This window comes from Rhodoferax sp., assembly GCF_028689305.1.
Classification (GTDB): domain Bacteria; phylum Pseudomonadota; class Gammaproteobacteria; order Burkholderiales; family Burkholderiaceae_C; genus Rhodoferax.
In genome coordinates, this window is the sequence record NZ_JAQTWM010000013.1 from 1 (window position 1) to 16243 (window position 16243).

Consider the following 16243-nt stretch of genomic DNA (forward strand, 5'->3'; position numbering starts at 1 on the left):
CGCCAGCCCTGCGCCTGCAGGTACTGGCTGACCCGGTAACTCTCGCGGTGCGCCTTGGGGGACAACCCCACCACCGCGACGGTGCGGCAATGGCGCAGAATGTGGCTGATGGCTTGCTGCTCTGTCAACTCGGACGGTTTGGGGGTTGTCATGGGGTTCCTCTCAATGCTTGGGGGTTCATATTCTGCGCAAATCAAGCCATCAACAGTTTGACAGCTTTTGAGGCTGCCAGTTGGTTGGCTGGGGCACTGGCGCTGGTGTCCAGGCCGTAGTTGATGTCGCTCCACTGCGCGGCTTGGCCGGAATTGGCATGAAATAAGCCGGTAGCCCGCACTAAATATCGGTTAGTAGCTATTGAATGAATAGCTAAATCGTTAAATCGCGTTAAATCGAGCCAGGCTCCAATGGCACTACCTTAAGCCCAAGCGCCAGCGATCTTGCGTTCGCGCTGGGCCTGCAATTGTGCTTTGAGGACACCACGCGGCTGCGTCAAGAACGACTGATTCTTTGATCGTCGCTTGATCGCCCTGGGCTCCACCCGACCCGGGCGATGCGGTACTTCAGCTTTGCCACACCGGCGATCAATACCTCACACAACCAAAGCACGCGGGTGTAAGCCCCGTGGCGCAACTGTTCCTCAAAAACACGCAGTTGCTGCAATGCCCCCTTGAAACTGAGCTGCCTGGGCAAGCCCCCAATCTGGCTAGCTGATTGCGCCATCACCGAGCGCACCAGGTTGTACGCCAACAAGTGGGCTGCCACCTCCTTGGTCACCATCTCAGGTGTCTTGCAGCGCAATACATCCATCTGCATCACCGATTTGATGGCGCGAAAGTCCAGCTCCACATGCCAACGCCAGCAGTAGAGTTGGTTGAGTTCCTGACGATTCACCGCTTTGGCATCTTTGAGGCTGCTGATCAGAATCCACTGGCCTACGCGGGCCTCACGCACCTGCAGGCTCAAAGGGGTGCTGTCGTATTCCTCTGCCGTCATCCATTTCGGGCGCACCGGGCGGCTCCACACGGCCACATGATCGCCTTTACCCAGGCGCAGGCCTTTGCGCAAATCTGTATGGCGCAGTTGATGCTGGCGGCTGACAAAGTCGATGCCCTGGGCCAATAGTCTGGCCACCGTAAAGTAGCCCGTGTAGTAGCGATCCATCAGCACGATGTCGCCTGGACTCAAGGCTGCATCGAGCTGGCGCAGCATCGCCGTCTCGCCACTGAGCTTGCCGCTGCAAGCACCTTGCGCCCAGTCCAGCACGGCACCACAGCCCAGCGAGAGGATGCCCACGATGCGCATGACAGGAAAGCCCAGGCCAGTTTTCTGCAAGGTGCTTTGCGGGTAGCTGGCTTGGTTGGGCGCGGTATCGGGCATGGTGACGGTGGTGCCGTCAATGAGTTTGACCTCTCGCCCACGCCAGCGCCATGGCTTTGACTGGGCATGGCATAGATGTTGTCCGAGTGTCTTGCCTAAGGCCGGCAGCAGGGTGGAGCTCAGGCGTTGGCGAGCCTTGCAGTAGGGGCCAGTGTTCAGGCTTGAGGTAGACAGGTTTTGCGCCACACGGTGGCTCAACCCCCGCGCTACAGCGTCCTGGCAACTGTGGTCGGCACTGAGCACTTGTTCGAGAAACAAACCCACGGTGATCATGGGTGGGTAGGTGCGTTCACGCTGGTGTGCGCAGTGCAGGCGTATCAGGTGTTCGAGTTGTGTGGTGTCAAGCAGGCTGCTCAGGGCATCGGTGCCTGTTTGGGCAAATCGATCAAGAAACTGGCGGACTTGGTGCCGTAAAGATCCAACACCAGTGCTGTGTGCTTTGGTAGTATCCATTTGGGCTGATTCCCTTTTTGGTACGTGTGACGGATTCGACACCCGCATGGTACCCATTTGGTGTTTTCAGCCCAACTTGTTTGGGGCTCTAAGTCGTTGTTTTTGTTGAACTATTGGCTTAAGGTAGTGCCATTGGGGCCAGGCTCGATTATTATTCTCTGCTTGCTTTGGGAGCCTTGCATTTCTTATTCTTGTCCTGCGCAGGCCAACAATTCGCATGTGGCGAGGCAAGCCCACTTATCTTTATCAAATTGGCAATTAAATCTGCAGATGTTGCATGCCGTCATCAGTTCAGACCCACCGCCCGCGGGCGCAAAAAACGCGTTGGTCAAAGCGCTCTTGAAGTCTGCACTCACTTGGCCATTGGCACTGGCAAAGACCGTGCGCAAGCTGGCATGCGTGGTCTGCGTTTGTTGCGAAGCCGCTTGCAGCGCCGTCAGCAGGTCATCTGCCGGATTCCCTGGTTTGGCCTTGAAGGCGCTGCCCATGAAGTTGATCGCATCAATGCTTTGCAGGCCCAGCGCATCGAGCACCTGGGTTTGTGCGGCTTTGATGCGCTGGCTGTCCTGGTACAGGCGCAGCGTCTGGGGGGGGAGCGTGGCAAACCAGGCCGTGGGTTCTGCGCCAATCAGGCGGGTTACCACCAGATCGGTCAGCGGTGTGATGTTGAGCACGCCGCCGTCAGTGCTGGCGCTTAACGCGTGATAACGCAGGCCGTTGGCCAGAGGGTCGGCGTTGACCTGGGCGGCACAGGGTGCGCGTTGGGCGCTGAGGGTGAGCTGCCAGTCGCCCGCCGTGTTGGTGCGGGTCGTCAAGACCGGGCCGCTGGCGCAGACCAGGGACACTTGCGCATCCACCAGCGGCGCACCGGTGGCTGCCGTGCCGCGTAAGACCGTGGCATCACCCCCGCCGCAGGCGGCCAGCCCAAGCGCGACAGCGATGACCATGGCGGTGTTGCACCAGTCTTTGGGGGTTTGCGGTTTCATGGCTGTGCCTTGCATGAAGGTTGCGATGCCGTGACTCTACCCCTAAGCCCACAACAAGTCTGCAACAAAACGAGGTTCTCGTGCTTGTCTGGGTGATGGGAATTGCAGCCCAAACTTTGGATAAAAAGTGCTTGTGGTGCTTGTTGAATATGCGCAAGCAGCTATTTATCTTGCGCCGGCGCATCCTGCGCGCCTTTGAGGCAAAAAAAGGGGCCGGGTTCGAATTTTCCGCCACGCCAGAGGGGCAGCTGGCCGAGATCATTGTGCTGGCGCAGGAGCTGGTGGCCAGCGGACAGGACCGCAGCCTGCCGGTGGAGCAACGCGTGTTTGCCTACATGCCCTACATGCACAGCGAGTCCGCGCTGGTGCATGTACAAGCCGCAGTGCTGTTTTCACAGCCGGGCATGGAAGGCAATCTGGACTACGAGCTGCGCCACCAGGCCATCATCAACCGCTTTGGCCGCTACCCCCACCGCAACGCCATCTTGGGGCGAACGTCCACCGCTGAAGAGCTGGCATTCCTGAGCGAGCCCGGGTCTTCGTTCTAGCCTTGCCATGTCGCACATTTGCTACATATATAGTAGCTTATTGCGCATATTCCACGCGGGCTAGAGTCCAATTTCCCTTAAAGTTACACTGAGATCAACCCATAACCATAGTGGGCAGCAATAACGGGGGAAGCAGATGGCACGTCCAAGGTCCGACAAGCGGCGGAGCCGCGCACTCAACACCCTGCAGGACAAGGGTTTGGGGCTTTGTGCTCTGGGCGTTGGGATGCTGGTTGTTCCGCTTTTCTTGGGCGCGTCACCCATGATGGCTGCCGTGGCTTCCGGCTTGCGCATGCCTGGCTGGATGGCATTGGCAGCCGGGGTGCTGCTCTTGGGCATCCACCACATCACCAAAGCCAAAGGCGAAAAGCTGGCTCACCAAGGCCCACGTGCATCAGAGCCCAAAGAGCAAGAGGCATTGCGCGACATTCGGGAGCCCAACCACATGGTCCGGAGAGAGCCCTATCTGCCGGCACCACAGATACATGAGGCCGCCACCAGCTGGAGCCCCGCCGTCTTTGCCGCCATTGAGTGGCGCCGGTTCGAAGCGGTGTGCGAGAAGCTGTTTGCACAGGCCGGGTTTGAAACCAGGTCCCAATCCCACGGTGCCGATGGCGGTGTGGACATCTGGCTGCACAGCCGCAACGCCGAAGGGCCGGTCGCCATAGTGCAGTGCAAGCACTGGCAGGGAAAGCCCGTGGGCGTGAAAGAGATGCGCGAGTTCTTTGGTGTGATGAGTGCGCACCAGCTCAGGCGCGGCACCTACGCCACCACATCCACCTACACCGCGGACGCACGGCAGTTCGCCAAAGACAACGGCATCAACGCGCTGGACGGCCATGGCCTGCTGGCACTGATCGCCAAACGCACGCCTGAGCAACAGCGAGCGCTACTGGACGTCGCCTACGAGGGCGAGTACTGGCGCCCGACCTGCGCCAGCTGCGGCACCAAGATGCTGGAGCGCACACCTGCCAAAGGCCGCGCGCAGTTCTGGGGCTGCGGCAACTACCCCAACTGCAAGTCACGCTTGCCTATGGCGATGGCTGCGCAATGAAGACTGCTATCTTTTGAATATCTTGACAACCATATTCCACAAGGGTCAGGGAACCATTTGACACACGCCCCAACGTGTGCCGTCAAATTCCAGCCCATGTCTAACCCTGCTGTTCCAACTTGTAAGATGGCGTCTTTCACAGACTGGGTGCCAACACTGACATGACTTCCCCGCACTACAAACCCTTCGTGATTGGTGTCGCCGGGGGCAGCGGCAGTGGCAAATCCACGGTCACGCGTGAGGTGCTGGCGTCCATCGGGCCGGACATGGCGACGGTGGTGATGCAGGATGACTACTACCTCGACCAGACCCATTTGTCGCCAGAGGAGCGGCGCCAAACCAATTACGACCACCCGGATGCCTTTGACTGGCCTTTGATGGTGCAGCAGCTGCGGGCGCTGCGCCGTGGCGAGCCGATTGACATGCCCAGCTACGACTTCACGCTGGACAACCGCGCCAGCCGGACCATCACCGTCCAGCCCGCGCCGGTGATTGTGGTGGAAGGCCTGTTTGCGCTGTTTGACGCCCAGTTGCGCGAGATGATGTCCTTGAAGATTTTTGTCGACACCGCCGCCGACGTGCGCTTCATCCGCCGTCTGCAGCGCGATATTTCCGAGCGCGGGCGCAGCACCGACAGCGTGATCCGGCAATACCTGGAAACCGTGCGCCCCATGCACAAGCAGTTCATCGAACCGACCAAGCGCCACGCCGATGTGATCTTTCCCCATGGCGCCAACGAACCCGCGGTGGACATCATCATCACCAAGGTGGTGTCGCTGATTCGGGACATCAAAGGGGCCTGAGGCCCACAGCGCGCTCCCCCACCATGCCCCGGCGCCAGCACCACCACGTCTATGTGATTGAACTGTCCAAGGACGTGCTGCTGGAGCCGCGCTTTCGCAAGAACAACCCCAACTACATCGCTGGCAAGCCCTGCGTCTACGTCGGGCTGACCGGCCTGGACCCGGACCTGCGCTTTGACAAACACAAGGCCGGCATCCAGGCCAACCGCTTTGTGCAGCACTACGGCCTGCGCCTGCTGCACGACCTGTACGAGGCCTTCAACCCCATGAGCTATCAGGAGGCGGTGGACAAGGAGATCGACGTCGGCATCGACCTGCGCTCCGCAGGGTTTGGGGTGTGGCAGGCTTGAATATTGGCATATTTTGCTACTTTATTAGTAGCAATATATGCTTATTCCAACCGGGCTAGGGCCCAATTTATTACACAGATTCAAGCACAAACGCCAGCCCGGCACACACCGCCGCCACCTGCGCAGCAATGCATTGTTCGGGCGTAGCGCGGGGGCTGTCGGGGTAGACCTCGGTGGTGGTGGTGTAGCGTGCGCCGGTGATGCCCGCGCACAGGCCCAACGCCCGCATGTCGTATTCGATGACCCCCGGCGCCACCAGTGGCGAGCCGATGATGCCGCCGTGTTCATCCGCCGGGGCAATGTGGGTCACTTGCTGCACCACCTGGATGATGGCCTGCTGGAAGGCGGGCTGGGGGTTGGCCGTGTCATCCACCAGGTAGAAGCCGTCGGGAATGCTGTGGGCCTCCAGGGGTTTGCCGTCGCGTGCGGCCAGGGCGGGCATGAATTCCGTGGCGTCGCTGTCAGTGGTTTCGTGCAGGTCGATGTGGGCGGCAAACTGGCCATGTAGGGGTGCCACCAGACGCATCAAGGCCGCCGACTCCTGCGCCGGGCTGTCTGCGCGGAAAGAGCGGTTGGGGTCGAGCGCGTCATAGTTCCAGCGCTGGATGCGCTCGTAACCCCAGGGGCTGACGCAGGGGACCACCAGCAGGTTGACCCGGCCCGCATACTTGGCGGCATGTTCCTCCACAAAGCGCAACGCACCGTGCACGCCGCTGGTCTCGTAGCCATGTACACCACCGGTGACCAGCACGGTGGGCAGGTCGTTCCGCCAGCGGCGGCTGCGGATGGCCAGCAACGAAAAACACTCGTCGGCATAGACCAGCTCGCCATAGGTGGCCACGTCAAAACGCTCACGCAGGCGCTCGATGCGGCTGAGCACCTCATCAGCATAACTGCGCTGGCGCCGTTGGCGTGCCCGCCACTGGACCAGTTCGGCTGGCCCCCAGGGTTGGCCCGGTGTGCCGATGGGGTAGAAATCAGGATGGTTCATGGCCTGTGGGTGCGGTTGGTCAGGGTTGGAGGCCGGTCTGGCCACCTTGTGCAGACTGGATCGTACAAATTTTTTTGCTATAAATTCAATAGCTATTCAAGCAGGTTATATCCGGGCTGGAGGTCAATTTTTCTCACAAAACTCCGCAGGTATCTTCCCCCCACCTGCGAACCGTTGAGAAGCGCAGCCCCATGAAAGCAAGCTGGAACGCCATCGTCATCACCGAAAGTGATGACACCATCCTGGTAACGCCGAAATGGTGCGTGGCCGCGTGGCATTTGGCAACGCCGTCAAGGTGGCGTGACAATCAGCACCTGCCATCCAACAAGGAAACCTCATGAAAAAGCTCAACGTCACCATCCAGCTGGAAATGTCCGTCCCTGACGACTGGGAGCTGGCCCGCACCTCGGAAGGTGGCCATGTGCTCAAGCTGCCCAATGGCCAGTATCTGGACATTGCCATCGAACCGCTGTTTGCCAGCAACCCCGAAGAAACCTGGTCCAGCACCGAAGACGATGACGTGCTTAACGACCTGCTGGACATGGTTGACAGTGAAGAAGTGACCTACGAGTTTGTCACCCACTAGACCAAGTCACCCGGCCAGCGCCACGATCCGGTGCGCCTTGCCGCTGCGCCCGCGCGGCATGGTTTGCCCCAGCTCCGCCAGCAGCTTGATGGGTTGGAGTTCCTGCGCGGTGGCCAGCTGTTTCAGCGCAGCGCGGCAGCGTTTCACGGCGGCGGCCCCCTCCGGTCCCTGGAGCGGCAGCCGCAGCAACAGTGTCTGGGCGTCCTGCTGGCGCAACTGGAAGTCACACACCCCGGCCTCTTCCAGCACCGTGGTCAGTGCCAGCGGCAGCAGCGTCACCAGGCGGCCGCTCTGGCCCGCCATGCGCAGCGGGTCGTCACGGCGGCCGCGCACCTCCAGCACCGGCAGGGTGCAGCCACAGGTGCAGGGTTCGCGGTGCAGCGTGATCTGGTCGCCCAGGTCGTAACGGATCAGCGGCTGCACATGGTTGGCCAGGTTGGTCAGCAGCGTGGAGTAGGACAGCACCCCGGGCGGCACGGGTCGCCCGCGCTCGTCCACCGACTCCAGGATCACCCAGTCGGCGTTGACATGCAGCTGCCCATGACCACACTCCCAGGCGATGGACAAGAACTCCGACGCACCATAACTGTTGCGCACGGTACAGCCCAGTGCCCGTGTGACACAACGGCGCACGGTCGCGCTCAGGGTCTCGCCACCGGTCCAGACCTCCTGCGGCGCAAACTGCAGCGCACCGTGGTTGGCCTCGTCGCTCAGCATGGCGGCAACGGTGGGATAGGTGGCGATCACGGTGGGCCGGAAAGCATTGAGCCCGTCCACCAATGCCCGGGTGGACTGCATGATCGAAAAACAGCGCACCGGCAACGGCAGCCACGGGTTGAGCCGCTGCAGTCGCTGCATGGTCACAAAGCTGGCGAAATGCCCGTTGGTCACGCCGACAAAAGCGATGCGCTCGGTCAGCATCATGGGGTCCAGCCAGCGCTGCGTGGGGCGGGGTGAATGGCGCCGCAACATCTCCAGCGCGTCATACACGGCCATGGCCCGCGCGTCCTGCACAAAAATGCCCGGCTGGTGGCTGCTGCCTGAGCTCTCCCACACCAGGTATTGGCCCAGATAAGGCTCACCGACGCGCTGCGCATCGGCGGTGAAGGCCTGCAAGCCGGCCAGGGTGAGCCGCGGGTCTGTCACCCAGTCATCAAACCGGGCCATCAGCTGATGCCGGGTCACTGGCGGCAACAAGCCCAGCGGCGTGACGCCGGGCAGGATAGCGCGCAAGTGCTCGCGGTAAAAGCGGGAGTCACGCCGCGCCGTCAGCAGCAGCGCCTCCAGCCGCTCACGCTGACGCACCGCCAACGCCAGCGCCGTGGTGCGTGCGCTGACCAGAACGTCCAGCGATGTGGTACCTAAACGCAGCGGGTCAAACACAGGCATCATAAGGCGCCAAAAAACATGACATTGGTCAATATAGAAATGGGCACAACCGATAGGATAGATGCCATCAGTTTTACTCCACAAGGACGCGCCATGTCCACCACAAATGACAAAGCCATCGCAGTCAACACCCCTGCGCTTGCCAGCGAAACGCCCACCCAGCATCTGGACCGGCTGGTGCACGCGGCCATCGCCCCCGTCTCAGGCGGACTGTCCCCCGTCGCCCTGGCCCTGGCCACTGTCGACTGGGCCTGGCACCTGGGGGTGTCGCCCGGGCGCCAGCTTGAGTTGACCGCCTTGGCCTGGCGCCTGGGTCAGGACACGCTGCAACACGATGCCTCGCCAGACGATGCCAGCCATCCTGATGACGACCCGCGTTTTCGCCACGAAGCCTGGGCCAACTGGCCCTTCAGCCAGATCCGCACCGGTTTTCGCAATACCGAAACCTTCTGGCGCGAAGCCGCCACGGTACCCGGCATGACCGCCCACCATGCCCACATGACCCAGTTCTTTGCCAAGCAGTGGCTGGGCATGCTGGCGCCCGCCAACTGGCTGCCCACCAACCCGGTGGTGCTGCAGGACGTGGCCGAGTCCAACGGCGCGCACCTGCTTAAAGGCCTGCAAAACTGGTTCAGTGATGTCTCGGGCGTGCCCGCCCCCGAGGCCGACGCACCGGCGCAGCAGTATCTGGTGGGCCGCGACGTGGCCATCACGCCGGGTAAGGTGGTGTTTCGCAACCACCTGATCGAATTGCTCCGTTATGAAGCGCAGACCGACAAGGTTCACCCCGAGCCGGTGCTGATCGTGCCGTCCTGGATCATGAAGTACTACATCCTGGACCTGTCGCCCCACAACTCGCTGGTGCGTTACCTGGTTGAACAGGGCCACACGGTGTACATGCTGTCGTGGCGCAACCCCGACGCCTCGGACCATGACCTGACCATGGACGATTACCTGCGCCTGGGCATCATTGACGCGCTGCACACCGTGGGGGAACTCAGCGGCATGCAGCATGGTGTCCATGCCATGGGCTACTGCCTGGGCGGCACGCTGATGGCCATAGCCGCCACACTGGGCCGGCGCGGCGGCATGTCGGACTACGCCAGGATGCCCGAGATCGCCACCCTGTCCCTGCTGGCCGCGCAGACCGATTTCTCCCAGCCAGGCGAGCTGGGTCTGTTCATCGATGAGAGTCAGCTGGCCTTCCTGGAAGACGTGACCCGCGCCAAGGGTTACCTCACCGGCAAACAGATGGCAGGTTCGTTCCAGTTTCTGCACTCCCGCGACCTGGTCTGGACCCGGCGCATGAACGAGTACCTGATGGGCGAACGCGAGCATCCCAACGACCTGATGGCCTGGAACGCCGACACCACCCGCCTGCCGGCCCGCATGCACCGCGAGTACCTGACCTCGCTCTACCTCAACAACGCCCTGGCCAGCAGCGCCTACCAGGTCAGGGGCCGCGGCGTGTCCCTGTCCGACATCCGCATGCCGGTGTTCATGGTTGGCACCCAGCGTGACCACGTCTCGCCCTGGCAGTCGGTCTACAAGCTGCACCACCTGTGTGACGCCGAGATCACTTTTGTGCTGACCAGCGGCGGCCACAACGCCGGCATCATCTCCGAGCCCGGCCACAAGAATCGCAGCTACCAGATGCAGACCCGTGCCGCCCACAGCGCCTGGGTCGGGCATCAGGAATGGGCGCAGCAGGCCCCCCGGTTTGAAGGTTCATGGTGGCCGGCCTGGCAACAATGGCTGGCAGCCCACTCAGGCCGCAAGGTCGCGGCGCGGCCCATTCCGGCCAAAGCCGTGTTGTGCGACGCCCCCGGCACCTACGTGCTGCAACGTTATCAGGACTGAGCGGGCACCGGGCTGCCCAAACGGCGCCGCTCTGTGACCGTCTCGCCACCGATGCCCCAGTTGTCGGTGTCCACCTCATCAATCACCACCACCGTGGTCTGCGGGTTCTTGCCCAGGACGTCAACCAGCAAGCGGGTCGCACCCGCGATGAGGGCCGCCTTCTGCTGCGGCGTTACAGCTTCGCGGGTGATTTTGATATTGACGTAAGGCATGACGGATTTCCTGGTTTGACAACAGGTTTGCGGTTGCCCAGCCACGCCCCGAGGCAAACCAGCCCCAGACCAGCCAGCACCCAAAGGGACAGTGCTTCCCCCAGCAGCGGCACGGCGGCGATGCCGGCCAGCGCCGGCACCAAGGCCATCAACATGCCCAGACGTGTCGGGCCGATGAGTGCCACGGTACGCACATACAGCAGCATCTGGAGGATGGTGACCACCAGGCCCTGGTAGACCGACTGCAGGGCAATATCCCCCCACGGGGCCAGCGCCAGTTGTTTGGGCAGCGCCAGCAGGTAAATCGGCAGATACACCAGGGCGGTCAGCAGCGTCACCCCCAGCGTGGCGTCCCAGGGCGACACCGCCCAGCGCCGCAACAGCACCGAGTAACAGGCCCAGCAGGCGGCAGCGCCCACCATCAGCAAGTCACCCTGAAACACGGCGCGGTTGCCCAGGAAAACATCCACCGCCAGACAGGCCACCCCACCGGCAATGATGGCCAGGCCGCGCTGGCGTGTGGCATGAGGCACCTCGCCCAGCAGCCACCACGCCACCAGGGCGACGGCAAAAGGCTGCAAGCCCGGCAGCAGCACAGCGGCATGGGCGGCCGGCGCCAGCTTGAAACTGGCAAAGGCCAGCACCGCATAAGCCAGCCCGCCCATGGCAGCCAGCAACCACAGCCGCCGATCCATCAAAACCACCCGGCGTCGGAACCACCAGAACGGCAACAACACACCGGCAGCCGTCAGGTAGCGGATGGCAATGACGTCCCATGATGTCAGCTGGCTGACGCCACCGACCCGCGAGACCAGGATGAAGCCGGTCCAGATCGCCACCACCAGCGCCGCATAAAGGTAGCCCTTCAGGGGTGGATGGTGCGCGTGGTGGTGTGTGGCAGAACTCATGCGTCAACTGTAGAGTTGCTTTTCATTCTTGTAAACTGAATAATCATGAACATGTTGTTTTGTTTTAGAGAACATGAATTTTTCTGACCTGAAGGTGTTTCGTGCCGTGGCCCTGGCCGGCGGCATCACACGGGCCGCCGAGCAGCTGCACCGTGTGCCCTCGAACGTGACCACCCGGCTGCGCCTGCTGGAGGCTGATCTCGGCACCCCGCTTTTTCTGCGCCACAACAAGCGCCTGTCGATCACGCCGGCCGGTCAGTTGTTGCTGGGCTACGCCGAGCGCATCCTCAGCCTGGCACAGGAAGCCCGCGACGCCATGCAGGACCCCGCGCCGCGCGGGGCGCTGCGGGTTGGCACCATGGAAAGCACGGCGGCCACCCGGCTGCCCGGTCCGCTGGCCGAATTCCACCGGCTCTACCCACAGGTGACGCTGGAACTCAGCACCGGCCCAACGCGGCCACTGGTGGCGCAGGTGCTCGCTGGTGAGCTGGACGCGGCGTTGGTGGCCGACCCCGCCACCGACGAGCGGCTGGCGTCGCTCCAGGTGTTTACCGAGGAACTGGTGCTGGTGGCCGAAGCCGGCCAACCCGCCATCCGGTCGCCCAAGGACGTACGGCAGTCCACCATGCTGGCCTTTGGCAGCGGCTGCACATACCGGCGCCGGCTGGAGGCGTGGTTCGCAGCCGGCGGGGTCAACCCGCAGAGAATTGTCGAGCTGTCTTCTTACCATGCCATCCTGGGCTGTGCCGTGGCCGGCATGGGTGTGGCGCTGCTGCCACGCGGTCTGCTGGAGATCTTTCCGCAGCGTGAACGCCTCAGCGTTCACGCCTTGCCCGCCGCCTTGGGGCGCACCCACACGCAGCTGGTGTGGCGCAAGGGTGCACCATCGAGCAATGTGGTGGCGCTGGCGCAAATCCTGCAGGCGCCCTGAACCCATCGGCCGCCAGCCATCACTCGTTCGCATTCGCTATATTTAATATAGCAACATCTGCTGATTTGATCCGGGCTGAGGCCTGATTTTCTGATGAAATCCCCCCATCTGCCCGGTCAGACGGCGCCAACCAGATCGCGCGGCACCATGGTCGTTGGATGACTGTTGGGTTTCATAAAGAATATTTACTATCTTTTAAAATGATTGAAATTAAATTTAAAAGATAGTAAAGTTCGTTTATGCGCACCACCAAAACCCAACAAGCCCAAAACCAGCGCCTGCTGATCCGCACTGCGGTTGACCTGATGACCCAGCAGGGGTTTGACGGCACCACCATGAAACAGATCGCCCGCACCGCCGGGCTGGGTGATGCCACCATCTACAAATACTTTCCCACCAAAGAAAAACTGGTGCTGGCCTACTTTGAGCAAGCCATTGGTGATGCCCTCACCCGCATGGCCAAAACCAAGGGGCTGGCGGGTTTTGGCCTGCAAGAACGTATGCAGTTGCTGATGGACTGCGTTCTGGATGAGTTGCTGGCCGACCGTGAATTTGTCGCCCTGGTTTATCAGCTGGTCGGGCGTTTGCCGCTGTCGCTGCTCAGTGAGGCCCTGCCCGGCAAAGCCGCGCTGCAAACCGCTTATGCCGAGATGTTGGACGCCGCAGAAGCTTCTGGCGAGATCCCTCCTTGCGGCTTCAAGGGCAGCCTGGCGGGTTTGCTGGCCGACTCGGTCTACGCCGTCATCAGCCACTGGCTGCGCGACAGTTCCGACCAATTTGCCCACACCACGCAGCTGGTCGACATGGGCCTGGGGGTGCTGGTGCTGGCGCTGCGCAGCGGTCTGATCGACAAGCTGCTGGCGCTGGGTGGTTTTGTGCTGCGCAGCCAGCTCACCCGTCTGCTGCAAGACGGCAACGGCCTGACCAGCCTGATGCAACTGGCGCGCCAGGGTCTGCAAAACGCCGCCAATGCCACGCCAAAGGCCCCAGCATGAACACCACCAACATCGCCCGGCAAGCCCTGCCCGAGCACAGCCACATTGCCAGCCAGACCCCAGGCGCTGACTTTGCCGACTGTTATTGTTTTGCCGACCCCTGCCCCGACGCCAGCGCCATGGCCACCTACCTGGCCGTCATGGGCCGCACCCCGCGCTGGATGGATTTTTTGATGGCCGTGCGCAACCGGGTGGTGCGGCTGGCGGGGCTGAAACACCTGGACGCAGACCAAGCCTCCCTCAGCGCCAAACCCGCCAGCAGCTATCGGGTCGGTGAACGGGTGGGCATTTTCAGCCTGATCCACATGGCCGAAGACGAGGTGATCGTCTGCGACGACGACAAGCACCTGCGTGTGCAGCTGTCGGTCTACAAACACAAGGTGCAGGACCGGCCCATGGTCTCGGTCAGCACCGTGGTGCACAACCACAACCGGCTGGGCCGTCTCTACATGGCGGTGGTTGGGCCGGTGCACCAGCGCATTGTGCCGATCATGCTCAAGCAGGTGTTGCATGCCCCAAGCACCACGCACCGGTAAGCTGGCCCGCAGCGCCGTGGTCGGCGTAGCGGTGGCGCGTGCCGGTGTGGCGCAGCTGGCACATTCAGCCCGGCAACGGGTGCAAGCCACCCCGACCAACACCGAAGCGCACGATGAGGCGCTGGGCCGCATTGCCTTTCAGGCGCTCAACCAGCTCAAAGGTGTGGCGCTGAAAGCCTCACAGCTGCTGAGCATGGACATCGGGCTGCTGCCCGAAGCCATGCGCCAGCAACTGGCCCGTGCCCACTACCAGGCCACGCCGCTGAACCGGGCACTGGTGCTCAAGCTGCTGCGCCAGGAGTTTGGCCAGGGGCCGGACGACTTGTTTGCCCAGTTCGAGCCCCAGGCCTTTGCCGCCGCCAGCCTGGGCCAGGTGCACGCCGCCACGCTGCACACGGGGGAAGACGTGGCCGTCAAGCTGCAATACCCCGGCATGGCGGCCACCCTGCAAAGCGACCTGCAGTTGCTGCGCTTATTGCTCAGCAGCCTGGGCCAGCACACCACCGCCATGCCCAGCCCGCAGGTGCTGGAACGCACCCTGGCCGACATCAGCACCACCCTGGCGCAGGAGCTGGACTATGTGCAAGAAGCCAGGCAACTGCAATGGTTTGCCCAACACCTGCCCAGCCCCTGGCTGGTGGTGCCGCAGCCGGTGCCCAGCCACAGCACGGCGCGGGTGCTCACCATGCACAAGCTGGGCGGTTTGCACCTGGAGGCCTGGCTGGCCACCCACCCCAGCCAAGCCGAGCGTGACCACTACGGTCAACTGCTGTTTGACTTGTTTCTACACAGCTGCTTCTGTCTGCAACACCTGCAAACCGACCCACACCCCGGCAATTTTTTGTTCATGCCCGGTGGCCGGCTCGGTCTGCTTGACTTTGGTTGCACCCGCACGCTTGAGCCGGCGTTTTGCCAGGGCCTGACCCGCGCCTGGTGCGCCGTGCTGCGCCGCCCCAAAGACACCGCCGCGCTGCAAGCCGCGTACAGCCAGCTCGGCCTGATCGACCCGGCCATGAGCGAGGCCGTGTTTCTTACCGAGCTGCTGCCCGCGCTGCAAGCCATGCAAGACTGGCAGTGCCTGCCGTTTCGCAGCGCGGTGTATGACTTTGGCCAACTGCCGCTGCCGCCGCGCCCGGGTGCAGAGCATCGCCAAGTGATGCAACACCTGCAAGCCGTGCCACCCGACCTGCCCTACTTTGACCGGGCGCACCTGGGGCTGGTTCAGATGCTGCGCAGCATGGGGGCACGGGTGCGCACCGGCAATGCCTGGATTTTTCAGGAGCCAGGCACAAATCCAGTCAACACGACGCCAGCAGCGCCGGCAAGCGCTGCACCAGGCGGTCAATCACCACCCGCAGGCGCTGGGGCATCACCCGGGCTTGTGGCCAGATGGCGTTGATCTCATAACCGTAGGGGTACGGCTCGTCAAATACCCGTACCAGCGCGCCGCTGCGCAGCGCCGGGGCGGCCAGCCAGGTGGGTAGGCGCACCAGCCCCAGTCCGGCCACGCCGGCTTCGGCCACCACCTCCAGGCTGTCGCAGGCAAAACGGCTGGTGACCTCGAAGCTCGTGGTTCGCCCAGCCTCATCGGTAAACAACCAGGGCTTGAAGCCGCCATCACGTGCGTAGACGATGTAGTTGTGTTGGTCACGCTGGGTCTGCAGTTCGTCCAGGTTGTGCGGATGCGGATGGGCGGCCAGATAAGCGGCTGTCGCGTAGACCCCCATCCATTGCCGTCCCAGGGGCCGCGCCGCCAGCAGGCCACTGTCGGCCAACGGGCCGATGCGCAAGGCCAGATCAATACGCTCTTCCAGCAAGTCGATACGACGGTCGGTGAACGCCACTTCGACCGACAGTCCCGCATGCTCACGCCCCAATTCCAGCAGCAATGGTGCCACGCAGCGGCGGCCCAGCAGCTCCGGCATCGACAGGCGCAAATGCCCCACCGGCTCGCTGCGGCCCGCCTCCAGCGCGACGCTGGCTTCGTCCAGTTCGACCAGTGCACGCCGGCAGCGTTCGTAATACATCTGGCCATCTTCGGTCAGGCGCTGGCTGCGGGTGGTGCGGTGGAACAGCCGCACACCCAGCCGTGTTTCCAACCTGGCAATGGCCTTGCCCACCGCTGAGCGACTCAGTTGCAGGCGCTCGCCAGCAGCAGAAAAGCTCCCAGCCTCGACGGTCGCCACAAAGGTGGCAATGCCTTGTAAACGTTCACTCATTGGTGATATTTTCTCTACATTGAGTTGAATTATTGATGTCACACG

At 62.5% G+C, this 16243-nt stretch carries 18 protein-coding genes; 10 read left to right on the forward strand and 8 right to left on the reverse strand.

What is annotated here, in order from left to right; translation table 11 throughout:
• The 3 genes from PHW99_RS18815 to PHW99_RS04575 all read right to left on the reverse strand — a co-directional run.
• On the reverse strand, positions 1–152 hold a 152-nt coding region (locus PHW99_RS18815; RefSeq protein WP_366913030.1), incomplete at its 3' end, for a CoA-binding protein.
• A 337-nt stretch (positions 153–489) separates the two neighbouring features.
• On the reverse strand, positions 490–1830 hold the full coding sequence (locus PHW99_RS04570; protein WP_300174245.1) for an IS4 family transposase: 1341 nt from the start codon (positions 1828–1830) through the stop codon (positions 490–492).
• A gap of 185 nt (positions 1831–2015) precedes the next feature.
• Positions 2016–2816: a hypothetical protein gene (locus PHW99_RS04575; RefSeq protein ID WP_300174247.1), complete on the reverse strand. Its 801-nt coding sequence runs from the start codon at positions 2814–2816 to the stop codon at positions 2016–2018.
• 149 nt (positions 2817–2965) lie between these two features.
• Between PHW99_RS04575 and PHW99_RS04580 the strand changes: the two genes are divergently transcribed.
• The 4 genes from PHW99_RS04580 to PHW99_RS04595 all read left to right on the forward strand — a co-directional run bounded on the left by PHW99_RS04580 (position 2966) and on the right by PHW99_RS04595 (position 5571).
• Positions 2966–3364 carry a DUF924 family protein gene (locus PHW99_RS04580; RefSeq protein ID WP_300174249.1) on the forward strand — a complete coding sequence of 133 codons (399 nt, stop codon included), beginning with the start codon at positions 2966–2968 and terminating at the stop codon, positions 3362–3364.
• 262 nt (positions 3365–3626) lie between these two features.
• The gene (locus PHW99_RS04585; protein WP_300174251.1) at positions 3627–4418 is read left to right on the forward strand and encodes a restriction endonuclease; all 792 of its coding nucleotides are present in this window, start codon (positions 3627–3629) and stop codon (positions 4416–4418) included.
• Between the two features lie 161 nt (positions 4419–4579).
• Positions 4580–5221 (forward strand): uridine kinase, encoded by a 642-nt coding sequence (udk, locus tag PHW99_RS04590; protein ID WP_300174253.1) that lies wholly within the window; start codon positions 4580–4582, stop codon positions 5219–5221.
• A 23-nt stretch (positions 5222–5244) separates the two neighbouring features.
• A complete protein-coding gene (locus PHW99_RS04595; protein ID WP_300174254.1) occupies positions 5245–5571 on the forward strand; it encodes a hypothetical protein in 327 nt (108 codons plus the stop codon).
• A 70-nt stretch (positions 5572–5641) separates the two neighbouring features.
• Here PHW99_RS04595 and PHW99_RS04600 read toward each other — a convergent pair whose 3' ends face one another.
• Positions 5642–6562: a M14 family metallocarboxypeptidase gene (locus PHW99_RS04600; RefSeq protein ID WP_300174257.1), complete on the reverse strand. Its 921-nt coding sequence runs from the start codon at positions 6560–6562 to the stop codon at positions 5642–5644.
• 337 nt (positions 6563–6899) lie between these two features.
• Here PHW99_RS04600 and PHW99_RS04605 point away from each other — a divergent pair, with 337 nt between their 5' ends.
• Positions 6900–7148: a hypothetical protein gene (locus PHW99_RS04605; RefSeq protein WP_300174259.1), complete on the forward strand. Its 249-nt coding sequence runs from the start codon at positions 6900–6902 to the stop codon at positions 7146–7148.
• A gap of 6 nt (positions 7149–7154) precedes the next feature.
• On the opposite strand, the gene PHW99_RS04610 is transcribed toward PHW99_RS04605, so the two are convergent.
• Positions 7155–8537 (reverse strand): AMP-binding protein, encoded by a 1383-nt coding sequence (locus PHW99_RS04610; protein ID WP_300174261.1) that lies wholly within the window; start codon positions 8535–8537, stop codon positions 7155–7157.
• A 93-nt stretch (positions 8538–8630) separates the two neighbouring features.
• Between PHW99_RS04610 and PHW99_RS04615 the strand changes: the two genes are divergently transcribed.
• Positions 8631–10397: an alpha/beta fold hydrolase gene (locus PHW99_RS04615; protein ID WP_300174263.1), complete on the forward strand. Its 1767-nt coding sequence runs from the start codon at positions 8631–8633 to the stop codon at positions 10395–10397.
• Here the strand turns inward: PHW99_RS04615 and PHW99_RS04620 are convergent.
• A complete protein-coding gene (locus PHW99_RS04620) occupies positions 10388–10609 on the reverse strand; it encodes a 4-oxalocrotonate tautomerase family protein (RefSeq protein ID WP_300174265.1) in 222 nt (73 codons plus the stop codon). The genes PHW99_RS04615 and PHW99_RS04620 overlap by 10 nt on opposite strands.
• Positions 10570–11517 (reverse strand): DMT family transporter, encoded by a 948-nt coding sequence (locus PHW99_RS04625; protein ID WP_300174267.1) that lies wholly within the window; start codon positions 11515–11517, stop codon positions 10570–10572. The genes PHW99_RS04620 and PHW99_RS04625 overlap by 40 nt, the downstream gene beginning before the upstream one ends.
• A gap of 73 nt (positions 11518–11590) precedes the next feature.
• Here PHW99_RS04625 and PHW99_RS04630 point away from each other — a divergent pair, with 73 nt between their 5' ends.
• From PHW99_RS04630 to PHW99_RS04645, 4 genes are all read left to right on the forward strand, one after another.
• Positions 11591–12448: a LysR family transcriptional regulator gene (locus PHW99_RS04630; RefSeq protein WP_300174269.1), complete on the forward strand. Its 858-nt coding sequence runs from the start codon at positions 11591–11593 to the stop codon at positions 12446–12448.
• 239 nt (positions 12449–12687) lie between these two features.
• Positions 12688–13443, forward strand: coding sequence for a TetR/AcrR family transcriptional regulator (locus tag PHW99_RS04635; RefSeq protein ID WP_300174271.1), 756 nt, complete (start codon positions 12688–12690; stop codon positions 13441–13443).
• A complete protein-coding gene (locus PHW99_RS04640; protein ID WP_300174273.1) occupies positions 13440–13979 on the forward strand; it encodes a DUF2867 domain-containing protein in 540 nt (179 codons plus the stop codon). The genes PHW99_RS04635 and PHW99_RS04640 overlap by 4 nt, the downstream gene beginning before the upstream one ends.
• Entirely contained in the window at positions 13954–15378 is a 1425-nt protein-coding gene (locus PHW99_RS04645) for an AarF/ABC1/UbiB kinase family protein (RefSeq protein WP_300174275.1), read from the forward strand. Before PHW99_RS04640 ends, PHW99_RS04645 begins: the two co-directional genes overlap by 26 nt.
• Here PHW99_RS04645 and PHW99_RS04650 read toward each other — a convergent pair.
• Positions 15278–16198, reverse strand: a complete 921-nt coding sequence (locus PHW99_RS04650) for a LysR family transcriptional regulator (protein ID WP_300174277.1) — start codon at positions 16196–16198, stop codon at positions 15278–15280. The two genes, PHW99_RS04645 and PHW99_RS04650, sit on opposite strands and share 101 nt — an antisense overlap.
• Between the last annotated feature and the right edge of the window lie 45 nt (positions 16199–16243).